Here is a 16776-nt window from a genome sequence, read left to right as displayed (position 1 = left end):
TTCGGGAGAACAATTTCGATCGTCTGCGTTTTTATAGGGAACTCCTCTCTATAAAACCATGAACTGGACGGACTTTTGGGACAATTTCAGCCAGATTGGCACCGAAATTGACCGCTGGCTGCGACACAATCGAAAAATTTCCGGCTGGTTGCTGTTGGCCGTGGCCGTGGCCGCTGGGCTGTTGGTCAACATGATCGTGGCACAAATCGTCCGCATGGTTCTCCGCCGACGGCACGTTCAGGTGCTCGAATTGTTGCGCCATTACGTCCGAACGGCGTTTTATTTCTTCGTTCCTTCGCTGTTTTTTCTGATCATCACCAACATTCAGGAGCGCTCGTTTCAGCGGTTTCCGTACGCGTCGAAAGCCGCCGAGGTAGCTTTTACCATTGCTACGACCTGGCTGGTGGTGCAGGCACTGAAAGTCCTGGAACGGCTCATTATTCGGCGGTATGACACGACCAACGATGTCAATCTGCACCTGCGAAAGTTCGTTACCCAGATTGTCTTTGTCCGGCAACTCGTTTCGATTATGGTCATCGTTGTGGGCTTTTCGGTTTTATTGCTGTCGTTTAACGGCGGGCGTAAAATCGGTTTGAGCTTTCTGACCTCGGCCGGGATCGCATCGGTGGTCATCGGTTTTGCAGCTCAGCGTACGATTGCCAACCTGCTGGCGGGGATTCAGATTGCGTTTACGCAGCAAATCCGCGTCGATGATGCCGTGGTGGTGGAAAGCGAGTGGGGCCGGATTGAGGAAATTAACCTGACCAATGTGGTGGTGCGGGTGTGGGATCGACGCCGACTGATTCTGCCTATCACGTATTTCATCGAAAAACCGTTCCAGAACTGGACCCGGTCGAATGCCTCGGTGTTGGGCACGGTGATGCTGTATCTGGATTACAACGTGCCGGTTGACCGGATTCGGGAGAAATCGAAAGAACTGGTGGAAAATAATCCGCTTTGGGATAAAGAAGTCTGCGTGGTCCAGGTGACGGATACGCAGCCGAATTGCGTGGTCATTCGCATTTTAACTTCCTCGCGCAACGCCCCGGAAAGCTTCGATCTGCGGTGTTTTATTCGGGAAAATATTATTGCCTTTCTGCGGGATGAGTATCCCGAAAGTCTACCTAAAACCCGGTTAAGCGTCTTGAACCCGGATTACGCAGATTCAAAGATTAACGAGGAGGTCTGAACCGGGATTACGCAGATTTAAGGATTAACAGGATATAAAAGATTGCGGTAGCAAATCCTGTTAATCCTTAAATCTGCGTAATCCAAGTTCAAGACACTAATTAAACCGCCACTGTTTTACCCGGCACGGCCACTGGATAAAATCCATCCGAGTTCGGCACCAGTTTGGGCGTTGCATCCCAGGCCAGCTTATCGGGGAACAGGTTGATGTTCGAGTTCAGTGCCTCATCCCATTTCACCACTTTGCCCGAATAGGTCGCCATCCGGCCCATAAGAGCCGTCATAGTGCTTTTCGCGCCGTTTTCCGCGTCCCAGAATTTGTATTCATGTTTGGCAATTGCCGCAAATAATTCGTCGTGTTCGATCTGGTACGGATCGCCGTCGCCTTTACCGTTGTGGGTATAAATCGCACCGCCTTTGTGGTCTTTGAGGATGCTTTGTCGCCCGAAGGAATCAACCCGGCCTTTCGTGCCGAGGAACTGCTCGTCCACTTTGCTGTAGGTTCCTTCATAGTGACGGCACTGGCTGTTGATCAGTGTTCCGTCTTCGTAAACGTAATCGACAATGTGGTGATCGAAGATTTCGCCGTATTCCTTGCCGGTGCGCACCTGACGACCACCCGTTCCCTGCGCTGAAACCGGATAACCGCGCTTCACCCAGTTGGCGACGTCGATGTTGTGAATATGCTGCTCGTTGATGTGATCCCCGCAGAGCCAGTTGAAATAATACCAGTTCCGCATCTGGTGCTCCATTTCGGTCTGGTTCGGCTGACGCGGTTTCACCCAAACGCCACCGCTGACCCAATAGACAGAGCCCCCGATGATGTCGCCCAGCGCACCGTCGTGGATGCGTTTGATCATCTCGCGGTAGTTGGGCTGGTAATGGCGTTGCAAACCAACGACCACGTTCAGTTTTTTCTTCTTGGCTTCTTCCGCAGCCGCCAGCACCCGCCGAACACCCGGCGCGTCGGTGGCTACCGGTTTTTCCATGAAGATGTGTTTGCCCTGTTTCACGGCTTCTTCAAACATCATCGGCCGGAAACCCGGCGGAGTTGCCAGAATCACGACATCCGCCAGTGGAATGGCTTTCTGATAAGCGTCGAACCCGACAAACTTGCGTTCTTCCGGAACATCGACCCGCTTGGCCAACTCTGGATTTTGATTCAAAATTTTATACGCGTCGTCCAACTGATCGCGGAACGCATCGGCAATTGCCACAATCTTCACATTCTGCTTGGTCTTCAGGGCCTGCAGCGCGGCCCCTCTTCCCCGGCCACCGCAGCCAATGAGGGCAATTTTAATCGTATCATCCGCCGAACTGTTAAAACCGTAGGAGGAAGCAAATGAAGGCAGGGTTGTCAACAGGGCACCGCCCGTGAGCAAGCCGGATTGTTTCAGAAACTCCCGGCGGTTGGATTCGTTTGACATAAGGAAAAGGGGTTAAAAACTTGGGATTTAGCGATTATCTTAAAAATTAGGACAGCAGGATTTCAGCGGGAATGCCCAATTGTTTATGAAGCGTTCGCAAGATTTCCGCTGTTAACGGTTTTTTTCGATTCAATAATTGAGAAATATAGCCTTTTGAGCCAATCATAGATACAAGGTCTTTAGCCTGCAAACCCTGTTCCGCCATTGTCAACTTAATTGCTTCGACCGGATCAGGCGGTAAAACCGGGTGAATACGGTTTTCGTATTCTTTAATCAGCATCACCAGCAGTTCCAGCTCGTCGCCCTCGGCGGTTTCCGACTTTGCATCGAAAATTTCATCGGCTCGCTGCAAAGCTTCTTCGTACTGCTCTTCGTTCTTTATTATCTTCCAGTTCATGGCTGTACAGTCGTCACATCGATGCGGTCATACTCGGCATGGCTGCCAAACCACTTGAGCTGGATCGCTTTGTATTGATAATTAATCCGTACTACCAAGCGATAATGATTTCCACCAATGTTAAAAACGACTCGGTTATCGGTAACAATACTGGCATTGCCGTAAACTGCCTTCAATTCATTGGCATTGGCAAAAGAGGTCCTTTTCAGATCAAAATACCACTTCCGTAAGGCTCCTGCTGCTTCTGGATACTGCTCACACCAAGAATTTAACGTTCTTGTGTTGATGATATTGAACATCGCAAAGTTTACTATTAGTAAACAAAGCTAACATAAATATCGTTTCAACTCAATTGTCCTCAATATTCCTCAATCAAAGGCGGGTTATAATACGCCTTGATTTCTTCTTCCGACGGTTTTTTGGCTGGCCGAACGACCCGAAAACCAACAAACGATGCACTCGTCAGCCACCACTCGCTTTTGGGAGCCTGAGGATCGAGCATTTTCCAGGCCGGAGCCGACGGCGTGCGGGCTGCCGAGCGCAACACCGCCGGGTCGTCATCCCAGGAACCGCCCCGCACCGAATTCGGGTACAACTGCGTCACCTTGGCAAACGGTTCTTTTACTTCGCCTTTCGCCTTTTTGGCATAATAATCCGGATAATACTGATCCAGGGTCCATTCCATCACGTTGCCGTGCATGTCGTGCAGCCCCCACGGATTCGGTTTCTTTTTACCAACCTGTTTGTACGAACCGTCGCTGTTGCCGCTAAACCAGGCAAATTCACCCAGTTGTTTGGCATCAGCTCCGAACGAATACGGCGTTGTTGTACCGGCGCGGCAGGCGTATTCCCATTCGGCTTCGGTCGGTAACCGGTAGAAAATACCGGTTTTGGCGTACAGCCACGCACAGAAATGAATGGCCGAATATTGCGTCATGTTGATGGCGGGATAACCGGCCCGACCCATGCCAAACGACATATCCACGTACGGCGGACTGGGGCGCGTGGCGGCATCGGTCTTGGTCAGATCAAAACCGGGCGTCCGGTTGGCCATTTCCTTTTCCATGTTCTTGAACGCAAACAGATCGAACAGATCCCAGGTTACTTCCAGTTTCCCCATCCAGAACGGCTCAATGGTTACTTTATGCTGTGGTCCTTCGTCGGGTTTGCGGCCTTTTTCGTTGGCCGGACTGCCCATCGTGAATGTTCCGCCCGGAATGGCCACCATGTCATACGTCATGGTGCTGCCGGGAATGGGTTGTGTATACGACTTTTTTACATCGTCGGACACCTGCGCCCGACCACTCGTTGCAAGGAAACACGCTACGCCAACCAAAGCAATAATTTTTCGCATGAATGGGGTTAATGGATTAAGCTCTAAATAAGTTAAAGGAAATTCGACCGGAAAGTTACCATATTTCGTCCGAAAATTCTACCACCTTTGGTACGGTAGCAGTCTTCCCGATGATGTTTTCGTTGCGAACCGGGTCCGGGGCCTTCGGCGATCCGGTTCTGTCTGTGTATCTTTGCCGTACAATGAATTATTTATCCGCAGAAAATCTCTCCAAATCCTTCGGCGACAAGTGGTTGTTTCGGAACGTGACGTTCGGAATGAGCCGGGGTGATAAAGTTGCCATCGTCGGTGCCAATGGTACGGGCAAGTCCACTCTATTATCGATTCTGGCCAGCGGAATGCCCCCCGACGACGGCCTGGTCAGCATCCGGAAAGACATTACCGTCGGATTTCTGGAACAGCAACCCCAGTTGGACGACAACCTGACCGTCATTGAAGTGGTTCTGACCGGCGACAATCCGGCTCTGACCGCCATTCGCCAGTACGAAAAAGCGCTGCTTTCCGACAATCATGACGTGCTCGACCGCGCCATGCAGCAAATGGATACGCTGCAAGCCTGGGATTACGAAACGCAAATGAAGCAGATTCTGGGGCAGTTGGGCATTCACGATGTAACGCAGAAAGTGGCAACGCTGTCGGGCGGGCAACGCAAACGGGTGGCGATGGCGCAGGTCCTGATCGAAAATCCGGATTTGCTGATCATGGATGAACCGACCAACCACCTCGATCTGGAAACCATCGAATGGCTCGAAAATTTCCTGTCGACCAACAACTCGACCTTGCTGCTGGTGTCGCACGACCGGTATTTTCTGGACCGGGTTTGTAACCAGATTGTCGAACTCGACCAGCAGACCCTGTTTAGTTACAAAGGCAATTACGCCTATTTTCTGGAAAAGAAAGCCGAGCGGCAGGCGATTCTGGCCGCCGAGGTCGATAAGGCGAAAAACCTGTTCCGGCGCGAACTCGACTGGATGCGCCGACAACCCAAGGCCCGCGGCACCAAAGCCCAATACCGGGTCGACGCGTTCGACGACGTGAAAGATAAGGCCCACACCAAACTGGGCAACGACCAACTGGAACTCAACATCCGCACGGCGCGGCTGGGCAGCAAAATCATCGAACTCGAAAACGTCAGCAAGCGGTTTGGTGAAAACGTGTTGCTCGATCATTTCACGTATACGTTCCGGCGCAACGACCGCATCGGGATCATCGGCAAAAACGGGATGGGCAAAACCACCCTGCTGAACATGATTACCGGTGAATTGCGCCCCGACTCGGGGATTATCAGTACCGGCGGAACAGTCAAAATCGGGTACTACACGCAGTCGGATTTGGTGATTCCGGACAATCAGCGGGTGATCGACGTGGTACAGGAGGTGGCCGAAGTCATTAAACTCGGAACGGGCGAAACCGTCACGATTTCGCAATTTCTGCAGCATTTTCTGTTCGACCGCAACAAGCAGTACGATTACGTCCACAAGCTGTCGGGCGGGGAAAAACGACGGCTGCAATTGCTGCTGGTGCTGGTGCAAAATCCTAATTTTCTGATTCTTGACGAACCCACGAACGACCTGGACATCACGACGCTCAATGTGCTGGAAGAATTTTTGCTGAATTTTCCGGGCTGCATACTGCTCGTCTCCCACGACCGTTATTTCATGGATCGCTTAGTCGAACATGCCTTCATATTTGAAGGCGGTGGCAAGATCAGCGATTTTCCGGGTAACTACACCGATTACCGCGAACGGAAAGCCAGCCAGGCCGCCGAACGGAAACCGGCCGAAAAAACCAAAACCGCTCCAACGGTCTCTGTTCCAGAACCGAAGCCGGTTTCGTCAACCTCCGAAAGCAAGCGAAAACTGTCGTTCAAGGAGCAACGGGAATATGAAACGCTGGAAAAAGAAATTGAGGAACTCGAACAACGAAAAAGCGGTTTATTGGGTCAGTTGAATGCCGGTTCCGCAAACCACGAAGAATTAACCTCGTGGGCCCGGCAAATCGAACAAATTGACCAGCAAATTTCCGAAAAATCCGACCGCTGGCTGGAACTGGCGGAATACATTTAATTAGAGGGTGGCGGGATGGATTGATGGTTAAAACAACCACTCAGCCATTGAACCATCCAACCATCTTTACTAATGAACACTATTTCCGAATTTTTCCAATACTTACTCAATTCCGAGGAAATCATTCGGACGGGCGGGCTGGTATTGATCACGCTGATTATTTTTATCGAAAACGGCTTGTTCTTCGGCTTTTTTCTGCCGGGTGATTACCTGCTGTTTCTGTCGGGCGTTTTTGCCGGAACCAAAATTCTGGCGGTTCCCCTGTGGTTGTTGCTCGTCTGCATTTTCGGAGCCGCCGTACTGGGTTCGTTGACGGGCTACCTGACGGGGCTGTATTTCGGGGATCGGCTACAAAACCGCCCGGATTCGCTGTTTTTCAAGAAAAAATACATTGAAACGACCCGCGAATACTTTCTGAAATACGGTAGCCGGACGCTGATCGTGGCCCGGTTTCTACCGGTTGTGCGCACCTTCGCTCCCATCCTGTCCGGGTTGATTCGGATGGATATGCGGTATTTTATGCTCTATAATGTAATTGGCGGAGCGGTTTGGGTGTTGTCGCTGGTTGGGGGCGGATACTATTTTGGAGAAAAATTCCCCGGTATTGTCGATTACGTGCAATACATCATCATCTTCTTCCTGGGCATCACGACGTTCACGGTCATCCGGGGGTATATCAACGCCCGGAAAGACATGAAAAAGGAGAAAGAGCCGGTTAGCGAATAACCGGTTTTGTTACTGCATTGCTGCATTTTCCGCAGCGGCTTTGGTGCGGGCCACGCACGCTTCGTCGCTGCATTCGCCGTAGAAAACCAGTGAATGCGATTCAACGTGGAATTGTAGCGTATTTCCTACGGTGGTTTTGATCAGCTGCAAACGGGGATCGCAAAATTCCATGACCCGGTGACAATTGACACAAATCAGGTGGGCGTGCTGCTGCCGTCCGAGCGATTTTTCAAACCGGCTTTTCGTATTGTCCTCATCCCCAAACTGGTTTTTTCGAACCAGGTGGCAATCGACCAGGACTTCAAGCGTATTGTAAACCGTGGCCCGGCTAACGGCAAACGACCGCTGATGCATGGCCTGATACAGCTCCTCCGCGTCGAAATGATCATCGCGGGAATAGACTTCTTCCAGAATGGCAAACCGCTCCGACGACCGGCGCAGTCCTTTCTTTAGTAAATATCCTTCGAGTTTTGTTCGGGCTTCCGCGATTAATGACGTTGAATTCAGCATAAGCATAGTGGCGTGACTGCTTTTGAAATCACAGAGCAGACACTGGGGAAACGACTGCTGACTAAGTACATGAAACGAATCTTAAGTATTTAATTTAGACTAATTTCAAACAAATATACTCAGTCTGTTCATTCGATGCAAAAATTTGGGCATGACTTTTAGCAATCACTGATACCAGCCCGCGTACATCACATAGTTGTTCGCCGTTCGCATAAAAACTTCGCCTAATTCGGGGGTAACGGCTTTCAAAAACCGGGCGGGATTTCCGGCGTAAATCGAGCCCGGTGGCACCACGGTATTTTGCGTCACGATGGCTCCGGCAGCAATGATCGAACCGGTTCCGATGACGGCGCCGTCCATCACAATCGCGCCCATTCCAATCAGTACTTTATCTTCAATCGTACAGCCGTGGACAATCGCATTGTGGGCAATCGACACATAATTGCCGATGGTGGTTTTGAATTTCTGATACGTACAATGAATTACAGCGCCATCCTGAACGTTGCAATAATCGCCCATTGTGATCGAATTGACATCCCCCCGCACCACGGCGTTGAACCAGACCGTGCAATTTCGGCCCATGACCACTTCCCCTACGATCGTCGCATTATCGGCAAACCAGCACTCGTCGCCAGTTTGAGGATGGATGCCGTGAACCGGTTTTATCAATGCCATCTTGGTTAAGTTCTATTTTTAAAATTAAATCCTGAAAACAATCCGGCTAAATAGCGGTATTTTCAAATAAAAAGCCACTTTTGGACCATTGACTATAAAAAGCGGCAGAAAATCAATCAATTCGTAACTTTGTGGGTCAGCTTATTTTCACGGCATGAACCGTAGCAGCATACAATCTCATTTGTCCTCCTATCGCAACTCTTCGTTTTTGCTGTTCCGGCAGCGGTTTGCGCTGTCTTTTTTGTTGGTAGCAATCGCCATAACGACCGGTTTTTGCCAGCAACCTTCGCGGGCCGATCAGTTGAACGATGAGCAGATCATTGAATTTTACCAACGTGCGCAGGGAAGCGGCTTGACCGAAATGCAGATTGAACAAGCTGCCATGTCGCAGGGCTATACGCTGACCGACATTGCCAAAATGCGGCAGCGCATGGCAAAAATCAAGCAGCAATCGAACCGCACCGGGCAGCTTTCGACCGATACGCTCAGCAGTCGCTCCCAACAGGGAACTCTTTCCCAACGGCCTCTTTCGTCCTACGACAGCCTGAACCTGCTGCGACGCGATACCGTCCGGCGGCCCAATATCTTTGGTGCTTCGTTGTTTAAAGGCACCTCACTGACGTTCGAACCCAACCTCCGGATTGCCACACCCCGCAACTACGTCGTCGGGCCGGACGACGAACTGATGGTGGAAATCTACGGCAATTCGACCGAGAGTTTCCGGTTGCGGGTCAGTCCCGAAGGCTCGGTTCGGATGCTGAACCTGGCTCCTATTTTCGTCAGCGGAATCACCATCGAGCAGGCCGAACAACGGATCGTCGGGCGGTTGCGGCAGGCGTATCAGGGACTAAACCGCCCCAACAGCGGCACCTACGCGTCGGTAACGCTGGGCAATATTCGCAGCATTCGCGTCACGATGGTGGGCGAAGTGGTCATGCCCGGAACCTATACACTTTCCTCCTTATCAACGGCTTTTAACGCGTTGTATCTGGCGGGTGGTCCCAATCCCGAAACCGGTTCGTTCCGTGATATTCAGGTAATTCGTAATAACCGCATCATCCGAACCATTGATTTATACGATTATTTGTTGCGGGCGGATAAGAAAGACGACATCCGGCTGCTGGACCAGGACGTGATTCGGGTCAACGATTACGGCGTTCGCGTCGAAATCGTTGGGCAGGTCAAACGCCCGGCGATCTACGAAGTCAAAACCGGTGAAACCCTCAAAAATGTCCTGAGTTTTGCGGGTGGTTTTACCGACCGGGCTTATACATTTTCGCTCACATTGCGCCGGAATACGCCCCGCGAATTACGGATTTCGACCATCGCCCAGGAGCAGCTGGCGACTTTTGTTCCGCAGTCCGGCGATAAATACACGATTGGCGAAATCCTAAACCGCTACGAAAACCGGGTGCAGGTGACGGGTGCCGTGATGCGCCCCGGCGACTACGCACTGGGCGATGAAATTACCTCCGTTCGCTCGCTCATCAACCGGGCCGAAGGGCTCCGGAAAGATGCCTTTCTGAACCGGGCAACGCTCTACCGGGAGCGCGACAACACGGATCTGGAAGCAATTCCGTTCGATGTCGGTCGGCTGATGCGGAACGAAACGGAAGACATTCCGCTGCTTCGGCAGGACAGTGTGCATATTTATTCCGTCCGCGATCTGCGCGAACCGTATTACGTTAGCATCGAAGGCGCGGTGAACCGGCCCGACACCATCCCGTACGTCACCAACCTGACTGTCACCGACTTGATTGCATTGTCGGGCGGCTTTCAGGAAGGAGCTACGCCGACGCGCATCGAAGTGGCCCGGCGGATTCGGGAAGATACCACCAAAATGACCGGCAGCGAAACCGTACAGATTTTTCAGTTTTCGATCGATCGCGAATTGCATTTGCTGCCAGCCGACGCCCGGTTTTTGCTAAAGCCGTTCGATGTGGTTTACGTCCGAACGTCGCCCCGGTACGAGCTTCAGCAGAATGTGTCGGTTTATGGCGAAGTGCAGCACCCCGGCAATTACGCCATTGAGTCGCGGGGCGAACGCATTTCGGACATACTCAAACGGGTAGGCGGTTTAAAAACCGGTGCTTTTCTGCCGGGTGCCCGGTTTTCCCGGCGCGGAACCGTGATTGCCACCGACCTGGGCGCCATCCTGGACAATCCGAGGATGTCGGGCAATTTGCTGCTCGAAGTCGGTGATTCTCTTTACATTCCGAAATTACCCGAAACCGTTAGCATTCAGGGCGCGGTCCTGAATCCGTCCACCGTCAGTTTCACCTCCGGGTTCCATTTCAGAGATTACGTGACGCAGGCCGGTGGATATACCGACAATGCCCGGCAAAAACGGTCGTACGTGGTATATGCCAACGGATTAAAAGACCGAACGAAGCGGTTTTTGTTTTTCAGACATTATCCAAAAATCGAACCCGGCTCAAAAGTGATCGTACCATTTGGTCCGTTGACCGACGACCGACGACTCAGCCCGGGCGAACGAATTGGCCTTATTTCGGTCATTGGCACAATGACCGTGACCCTAACGACCGTTATTATCAATCTGGTTCGGTTATTTTAAACCATCAGCGCAACGTTTAGTACGTCGCTTCATGTCACTACCAACGAAAAATCCCTCAATCGGTTCCGAAATGGACGACGATGATCTGATCCAGATCCGACCGGGCGACATCCTGAAATTTATCCAGCGCAGCCTGCGGGCCGTGCTGGTTTTTGCCGTACTGGGCACCCTGATTGGTGTTTACTACGCCTTTTCGAAACCGGACGACTACAAGGCGGAAGTGACCGTCATGCCGGAAGCCTCGGCGGGCAGTGCTCCCGGCATGGGCAATCTGGGATCGCTGGCGGGTCTGGCGGGCCTCAGCATCGACAACGCGGCCAGTGACGTCATTCGGCCCGATTTATACCCCGATGTGTTGCAGAGTATTCCGTTTGCCTTACATATGCTGAAGCAGCCGGTTTATTCCAAAAACTATAAAACCGTACTCCCGCTGCAGGCGTATCTGCAACGACAGAGGCAGGAAACGGCTTTTCAACGACTGACTGGCAATACCGACAACGCGCCCGTTAACCCCCAACCCGCGCCCGACAACCTCTCGGATCCCAAAAATTACAGCAAAGCCTTACAGATTTCGCCCGAACAGGAAGGGCTGGCGGCTACTTTAACGAACCGGATTACAACCACCTACGAACGGCGAACTGGTATTGTAACCATCGAAGCCCGCATGCCCGATCCCGTCGTGGCCGCTACGGTCGCCCGCTTGTCGCTCGAATACCTGACAAATTACATCACCAGCTACCGGACGCAGAAAGTCCGGAATCAGGAGCGGTTTTTGATTCAGCAGGTCGAACAATCCCGGCGTCGGTATCAGGCGGCTGAGCTGGAACTGGAAAGTTACCGCGACCGCAACCGGAGTTTATACAGCGGCCTGGCCCGCATCAGCGAACAGCGGCTTCAGGCCGAATTTCTGTTGGCCCAAAACGTTTACAATGACTTATCCCGGCAACTGGAGCAGGCCAAAATCCGGGTCCAGGAGGAAACACCGGTTTTTAAGATGCTGGAACCGCCGAGAATACCACTCCGGCCGAACGGCCCCCGGCGTACCCTGTTTATTTTTGCTGCCCTGGCGGCTGGCGTGGTGGCTGGTTTGGGCTGGACGCTACTAACAACGGTCTGGAGCAGATTCCGGCGTCAGGCGTAAAAGCGGTTTACGGTTTACGGTATTCGGTTTACGGTATTCGGTATTTAGTTGCCAGCGCGTTCATGAATGCGTCAGCGACCGTAAACCGTAAACCGAATACCGTAAACCGAATACCGTAAACCATAAACCGATGAACTTGTATGAAGAAAGCATTGATTTGTGGTGTTTCGGGACAAGATGGGGCCTATCTGGCGCACTTGCTGCTTACCAAAGGATATGAAGTTTACGGCGGTTCGCGCGATGCGCAGATGTCGTCGTTCCAGAATCTGACCCGGCTGGATATCCGGTCGCAGGTATCGGTGGTTTCGGTGAATATCAACGACTTCCGTAGTGTTTTACAGACCTTATTGAAAATTCGGCCCGACGAGGTTTATAACCTGGCCGGGCAGAGTTCGGTGGGTTTGTCGTTCGAACAACCCGTCGAAACGCTGGAAAGCATCAGTGTCGGAACCCTGAACCTGCTGGAAGCCATCCGGTTTAGCGAATTGCCGATCAAGTTATACAACGCCGGTTCGAGCGAGTCGTTTGGCGATACCGGGCAACTGGCTGCCGACGAATCCACCCCATTCCGGCCGCGCAGCCCGTACGGCGTCGCCAAGGCCGCGGCTTTCTGGCAGGTGGCCAATTACCGCGAAGCCTACCAGCTTTTTGCCAGCACCGGTATTTTGTTCAACCACGAATCACCCCTGCGGCCCGAGCGGTTTGTTACCCGGAAAATCGTGGCAGCCGCCTGCCGCATTGCGCAGGGCAGTACCGAAAAACTAACGCTCGGCAATATCGACATCGCCCGCGACTGGGGCTGGGCGCCCGACTACGTGGAGGCCATGTGGCTCATGCTCCAGCAACCGCAGCCCGACGATTACGTGATTGCAACGGGACATACCCGCAAACTGAAAGATTTCATCCGGATCGTATTCGAACGGGTCAATCTCAACTGGGAGGACCACGTTCAGATCGACGCTTCTTTTTTCAGACCGACTGATCTGGCCGAAGGGAACGCCAACCCGGCCAAGGCCTTCTGGCAATTTGGCTGGAAGGCTAAACACAAAATGGAGGACGTAGCCCGGCTAATGGTCGACGCCCAGCTCAACGGCAACTTTCATCCGAAAGTCGCCTGATCAATAACTTCCCATGATTGGACTAAGTCCCCAAAATCTGAGTACAACCGCCCGAAAAGCGTTTGCCAATGCCGGATGGGTTTTCTTCGACCGCATCTTCCGCATGGCCACGGCTTTGCTGGTCGGCGTTTGGTCGGCGCGGTATCTGGGGCCCGCCCAGTTCGGTTTGCTCAACTTTGCGAATGTGTTTCCAACCGTTCTGACGTCCCTGGCGGGGCTGGGTCTGGCAAATATTCTGATTACGGAAATCGTTCGAAAAGACACCTTTTCCGAAGAGCAACTACTCGGGACGGGTTTTATTCTCCGGCTCGTCGCCGGTGTCGTTTCGCTCTTGATCATTACGGTTTCGGTTCGGATTCTCTACTCCGATCAGCCGGTTTTGCAGGCCATGATTCTGTTTACCAGTTCGGTGCTGGTGTGCCAGAGCGTAGACGTCATCGACCTCCATTTTCAGTCACGCGTTAAATCCCGGCTGTCAGTCATTGCCAAATCCATTGCGTTTGTTTTGTCGACAGGGCTGCGGGTTTATTTCCTGGCCAATCAGTTCAGTTTGCTGGCTTTTTCGTCGATTGTTTTCGTCGAAGCCACGCTCTCGGCGTTGATTCTGATCGTGATTTACAACCGGGAAGACGGGCAGCACATTCGGCAATGGCGATTTAGCAAACCGCTCGCCATCCGGCTGCTGCAGATGGCCTGGCCGATTATGATCTCCGATTTTTTTATTTTTCTCTACATGCGCTCCGACCAGTTCCTGCTGAAAGAACTGGCCAGCGACCTGGAGTTAGGAAAATACACGGCCGCCCTGCGGTTGTCGGAAGTCTGGTATTTTATTGCCACGGCCATCACCTCGTCTTTCTATCCGTCGATTGTCAAGTTAAAAAACCAGGACGAAGCGGCTTTTCAGCGGGCTTTCCGCAAACTGCTGGCATTGCTGAGTTTCATCAGCATTCTGATTGCGGTTTTCATTTCTTTTACGGCTCCATTCCTGACACAACTCCTCTACGGACAACAATACAGCGGGGCCGATCGCATCCTGATCATTCACATCTGGTCGGCGGTTTTTGTGTTTACGGGCGTCGGCAGCAGTTACTGGTTCATTCTTCACAACAAGCAACGCATTCTCCTGCTCAAAACGGTGGCCGGAGCGGTTTTAAATATTGTTCTGAATCTGGTGCTGGTTCCTGATTATGGAGCCGTTGGAGCCTCCATAGCCACGTTGCTGGCCTACATGATGTCCTCTTACCTGATGAATTATTTTGTAAAAGAAGCCCGACCCGTCTTCTTCGCTCAGTCGGTCGCGTTCGTCGATGCGTTCAAAATAAATTTCATCCGCAGTCTGCTGAAACGCGACGAATGAACGGATTCTGCCGCACCAACTGCAACGAAAAGAACCCGCGAGCCGTACCGTTTACTGACAACCTTTTTCCCGTAAAATCTGTCTCATATCGATAACACCTGATGGTATCTTCATCGATGGACCCACCGGATTCAGGGGGTCCCATTCGATCATCTTCTGGACGAATTATGATTGAAACGGATGTTTTTCAGATAAAATCGTATAGCAGTAACGTTATATACCCGTAACAGACCGACAAAGGCTACGTTTTTATCGGCCAGGTCGTTTGGAACGGCTATTTCGAATAGCAATCCGGGTTCCAAATCTCACAAACTCAATAAATTGATGTGCTGATGCAGTTTGATGTTCCCATCCTCTTTATCTTATTTAATCGCCCCGACCACGCCCGCGAAGTACTTGACCGCATTCGCCAGGTTCAACCCCGGGAGCTTTTTGTCTCCATCGACGGCCCCCGCCCCGACCACCCGACCGATCGGGCTCAGGTAGCGGAATGCCTGGCGTTGCTGGACGAAATTGACTGGCCCTGTTCGGTTCACCGGCTGATTCAGGAGCAAAATCTGGGGTGTAGAAAGGCCGTCAGTACGGCCATCAGCTGGTTTTTTCAGCAGGTCGAGATGGGAATTATTCTGGAAGACGACTGCCTCCCCGACCTCAGTTTCTTTTCTTTCTGCCGGGAAAATCTCCGACACCACCGCGACAACGCCACGATCATGCACGTTGCCGGCGTCAATTTTCAGCACGGTCAGTGGCACGGCGAAGGCTCGTATTTTTACAGTAAAATCTGTCACGTCTGGGGCTGGGCCAGCTGGCGACGGGCCTGGGAGAAATACGACGTTTCGATGGCGTCGTACCCGATCTTCCGCGAGCAAAACCGGATTGCGGATCTTTTCGCCGACCCCCAGGTGCAGCAATACTGGATTGATGCCTTCGACAGCGTCGCCAGCGGCCAGGTCAACAGCTGGGCCTATCCGTGGGTTTATACGATCTGGATCAACAACGGCCTGTGCATTTGCCCCAACCAGAACCTGATTTCCAACATCGGTTTTGGCGGTGACGCCACGCACACCCGGGAAGACAGTGAATCGCTGGCCAATTTACCCCTGGAACCCCTGCTCGAAATCAAACATCCGACGTTCATCATCGAAAACATTCTGGCCACCGAATACTCGGCCAACCACTATTTCAAAAAACCGGGTTGGGTGACCATCAAAGCGGAAAGCCTGAAAAGACGGCTTGGTCTGAAGAATTTACTCTATTTTTGAGTTTATTGTTTAACGTCTCTGGTTGATAAGTAGCCCGAACAGCCGTTGTAGCCGAAACCAGAAACGATAAATGTTAAACCAAAAAACCGTTTTATGACCTGTCGTATTTGCAATACTCCTTCGAACGAGTCTTTCCAGGTGAAAGTATTGTTCAAATATGATGTTACCTATTACCGGTGTCACGAATGCGGTTTTATCCAGACCGAACCGCCTTACTGGCTTTCGGAAGCATATGAATCGGCGATTACTTCGCTGGACATTGGGCTGGTTTCCCGGAACCTGCATTGGGCGCCCACCGTCGAAGCCATCATCCGGAAGTGGTTCCGGCCCCAGGGGCCTTTTCTGGATTATGGCGGAGGGTACGGTTTGTTTGTCCGGATGATGCGCGATCGGGGTTTTCCATTCATCCGCCTGGATCAGTACTGTGAGAATCTGTTTGCCAAACACTTCGACGCCACGGATCAACCTGCCGACACCACCTACGAATTAGTCACCGCGTTTGAAGTGTTTGAACACCTCCCCGATCCGGTTGCCGCCGTTGAACAGATGCTAAAAGCTGGCAAAAGTATTTTGTTTACGACCAAGATTCTCCCCAATCCGAACGTAACCCCGGAAACCTGGTGGTATTTCATTCCCGAAACCGGCCAGCACGTTGCCCTCTACAGCCTGGAATCATTACACCGGCTCGCCCGGCAGTTTGGTTTGCAACTGCATAGTGATGGGCAGGATTTGCACCTGATGACGACCCACACCGTCAACCCGACCTGGTTCCGCTGGTTTACGGATTCCCGCAAAGCCAGTCTCTACAACTATTTCCACCGCTATCCGACCCGTTCCCTGTTGGATGATGACTTTCAAAAAGTATACGATTCCGTGAGAAAACAGCCGCTTAAAGACCTTATTTGATCCCACCGTCTTTATTCCGTAACTTCATTGCGAAATTAGCAGTTAAGCATTACATATCAGGCCATCTCTGTTCC

General features: G+C 52.0%; 15 protein-coding genes. 9 read left to right on the top strand and 6 right to left on the bottom strand.

The window, feature by feature from the left end; all coding sequences use genetic code 11:
* Window positions 1-58 precede the first annotated feature (58 nt).
* A complete protein-coding gene (locus EHT25_RS11250) occupies window positions 59-1189 on the top strand; it encodes a mechanosensitive ion channel family protein (RefSeq protein WP_124874471.1) in 1131 nt (376 codons plus the stop codon).
* 100 nt (window positions 1190-1289) lie between these two features.
* Here EHT25_RS11250 and EHT25_RS11245 read toward each other — a convergent pair whose 3' ends face one another.
* Genes EHT25_RS11245 through EHT25_RS11230 form a run of 4 tightly spaced genes read right to left on the bottom strand, consistent with a single transcriptional unit; the run spans window position 1290 to window position 4366 of the window.
* Window positions 1290-2615, bottom strand: coding sequence for a Gfo/Idh/MocA family oxidoreductase (locus tag EHT25_RS11245; protein WP_124874469.1), 1326 nt, complete (start codon window positions 2613-2615; stop codon window positions 1290-1292).
* A 46-nt stretch (window positions 2616-2661) separates the two neighbouring features.
* Window positions 2662-3012 carry a helix-turn-helix domain-containing protein gene (locus tag EHT25_RS11240; RefSeq protein ID WP_124874467.1) on the bottom strand — a complete coding sequence of 117 codons (351 nt, stop codon included), beginning with the start codon at window positions 3010-3012 and terminating at the stop codon, window positions 2662-2664.
* Complete coding sequence (locus EHT25_RS11235; RefSeq protein WP_124874465.1) at window positions 3009-3311, bottom strand: type II toxin-antitoxin system HigB family toxin; 303 nt, start codon at window positions 3309-3311, stop codon at window positions 3009-3011. The genes EHT25_RS11240 and EHT25_RS11235 overlap by 4 nt, the downstream gene beginning before the upstream one ends.
* Window positions 3312-3370: 59 nt before the next feature.
* Window positions 3371-4366 (bottom strand): formylglycine-generating enzyme family protein, encoded by a 996-nt coding sequence (locus tag EHT25_RS11230; protein WP_124874463.1) that lies wholly within the window; start codon window positions 4364-4366, stop codon window positions 3371-3373.
* Between the two features lie 182 nt (window positions 4367-4548).
* Here EHT25_RS11230 and EHT25_RS11225 point away from each other — a divergent pair, with 182 nt between their 5' ends.
* Window positions 4549-6432: an ABC-F family ATP-binding cassette domain-containing protein gene (locus EHT25_RS11225; protein ID WP_124874461.1), complete on the top strand. Its 1884-nt coding sequence runs from the start codon at window positions 4549-4551 to the stop codon at window positions 6430-6432.
* A 72-nt stretch (window positions 6433-6504) separates the two neighbouring features.
* Window positions 6505-7158, top strand: coding sequence for a DedA family protein (locus EHT25_RS11220; protein WP_124874459.1), 654 nt, complete (start codon window positions 6505-6507; stop codon window positions 7156-7158).
* Between the two features lie 9 nt (window positions 7159-7167).
* On the opposite strand, the gene EHT25_RS11215 is transcribed toward EHT25_RS11220, so the two are convergent.
* Window positions 7168-7668: a Fur family transcriptional regulator gene (locus EHT25_RS11215; protein ID WP_124874457.1), complete on the bottom strand. Its 501-nt coding sequence runs from the start codon at window positions 7666-7668 to the stop codon at window positions 7168-7170.
* 165 nt (window positions 7669-7833) lie between these two features.
* Window positions 7834-8343: a gamma carbonic anhydrase family protein gene (locus EHT25_RS11210; protein ID WP_124874455.1), complete on the bottom strand. Its 510-nt coding sequence runs from the start codon at window positions 8341-8343 to the stop codon at window positions 7834-7836.
* Between the two features lie 154 nt (window positions 8344-8497).
* Between EHT25_RS11210 and EHT25_RS11205 the strand changes: the two genes are divergently transcribed.
* The 6 genes from EHT25_RS11205 (at window position 8498) to EHT25_RS11180 (ending at window position 16702) form a co-directional block, all read left to right on the top strand.
* On the top strand, window positions 8498-10918 hold the full coding sequence (locus tag EHT25_RS11205) for an SLBB domain-containing protein (protein WP_124874453.1): 2421 nt from the start codon (window positions 8498-8500) through the stop codon (window positions 10916-10918).
* A 31-nt stretch (window positions 10919-10949) separates the two neighbouring features.
* Entirely contained in the window at window positions 10950-12059 is a 1110-nt protein-coding gene (locus EHT25_RS11200; protein WP_124874451.1) for a Wzz/FepE/Etk N-terminal domain-containing protein, read from the top strand.
* A 140-nt stretch (window positions 12060-12199) separates the two neighbouring features.
* Window positions 12200-13177, top strand: coding sequence for a GDP-mannose 4,6-dehydratase (locus EHT25_RS11195; protein WP_124874449.1), 978 nt, complete (start codon window positions 12200-12202; stop codon window positions 13175-13177).
* 13 nt (window positions 13178-13190) lie between these two features.
* Complete coding sequence (locus EHT25_RS11190; RefSeq protein WP_124874447.1) at window positions 13191-14534, top strand: flippase; 1344 nt, start codon at window positions 13191-13193, stop codon at window positions 14532-14534.
* Between the two features lie 332 nt (window positions 14535-14866).
* A complete protein-coding gene (locus EHT25_RS11185) occupies window positions 14867-15796 on the top strand; it encodes a hypothetical protein (protein ID WP_124874445.1) in 930 nt (309 codons plus the stop codon).
* Between the two features lie 93 nt (window positions 15797-15889).
* The gene (locus EHT25_RS11180) at window positions 15890-16702 is read left to right on the top strand and encodes a class I SAM-dependent methyltransferase (RefSeq protein ID WP_124874443.1); all 813 of its coding nucleotides are present in this window, start codon (window positions 15890-15892) and stop codon (window positions 16700-16702) included.
* The last annotated feature ends 74 nt before the right edge of the window (window positions 16703-16776 follow it).

The sequence above is a fragment of the Larkinella rosea genome, from assembly GCF_003858635.1.
GTDB classification, from domain to species: Bacteria; Bacteroidota; Bacteroidia; order Cytophagales; family Spirosomataceae; genus Larkinella; species Larkinella rosea.
Note: the sequence above shows the minus strand (reverse complement) of the source record. Positions and strands in the feature narration are given on the sequence as shown.

Excerpts from the sequence above, each read along its gene's own strand:
- EHT25_RS11250 (WP_124874471.1), top strand. The coding sequence starts at position 59 with ATGAACTGGACGGACTTTTGGGACAATTTCAGCCAGATTGGCACCGAA.
- EHT25_RS11245 (WP_124874469.1), bottom strand. The coding sequence starts at position 2,615 with ATGTCAAACGAATCCAACCGCCGGGAGTTTCTGAAACAATCCGGCTTG.
- EHT25_RS11240 (WP_124874467.1), bottom strand. The coding sequence starts at position 3,012 with ATGAACTGGAAGATAATAAAGAACGAAGAGCAGTACGAAGAAGCTTTG.
- EHT25_RS11235 (WP_124874465.1), bottom strand. The coding sequence starts at position 3,311 with ATGTTCAATATCATCAACACAAGAACGTTAAATTCTTGGTGTGAGCAG.
- EHT25_RS11230 (WP_124874463.1), bottom strand. The coding sequence starts at position 4,366 with ATGCGAAAAATTATTGCTTTGGTTGGCGTAGCGTGTTTCCTTGCAACG.
- EHT25_RS11225 (WP_124874461.1), top strand. The coding sequence starts at position 4,549 with ATGAATTATTTATCCGCAGAAAATCTCTCCAAATCCTTCGGCGACAAG.
- EHT25_RS11220 (WP_124874459.1), top strand. The coding sequence starts at position 6,505 with ATGAACACTATTTCCGAATTTTTCCAATACTTACTCAATTCCGAGGAA.
- EHT25_RS11215 (WP_124874457.1), bottom strand. The coding sequence starts at position 7,668 with ATGCTGAATTCAACGTCATTAATCGCGGAAGCCCGAACAAAACTCGAA.
- EHT25_RS11210 (WP_124874455.1), bottom strand. The coding sequence starts at position 8,343 with ATGGCATTGATAAAACCGGTTCACGGCATCCATCCTCAAACTGGCGAC.
- EHT25_RS11205 (WP_124874453.1), top strand. The coding sequence starts at position 8,498 with ATGAACCGTAGCAGCATACAATCTCATTTGTCCTCCTATCGCAACTCT.
- EHT25_RS11200 (WP_124874451.1), top strand. The coding sequence starts at position 10,950 with ATGTCACTACCAACGAAAAATCCCTCAATCGGTTCCGAAATGGACGAC.
- EHT25_RS11195 (WP_124874449.1), top strand. The coding sequence starts at position 12,200 with ATGAAGAAAGCATTGATTTGTGGTGTTTCGGGACAAGATGGGGCCTAT.
- EHT25_RS11190 (WP_124874447.1), top strand. The coding sequence starts at position 13,191 with ATGATTGGACTAAGTCCCCAAAATCTGAGTACAACCGCCCGAAAAGCG.
- EHT25_RS11185 (WP_124874445.1), top strand. The coding sequence starts at position 14,867 with ATGCAGTTTGATGTTCCCATCCTCTTTATCTTATTTAATCGCCCCGAC.
- EHT25_RS11180 (WP_124874443.1), top strand. The coding sequence starts at position 15,890 with ATGACCTGTCGTATTTGCAATACTCCTTCGAACGAGTCTTTCCAGGTG.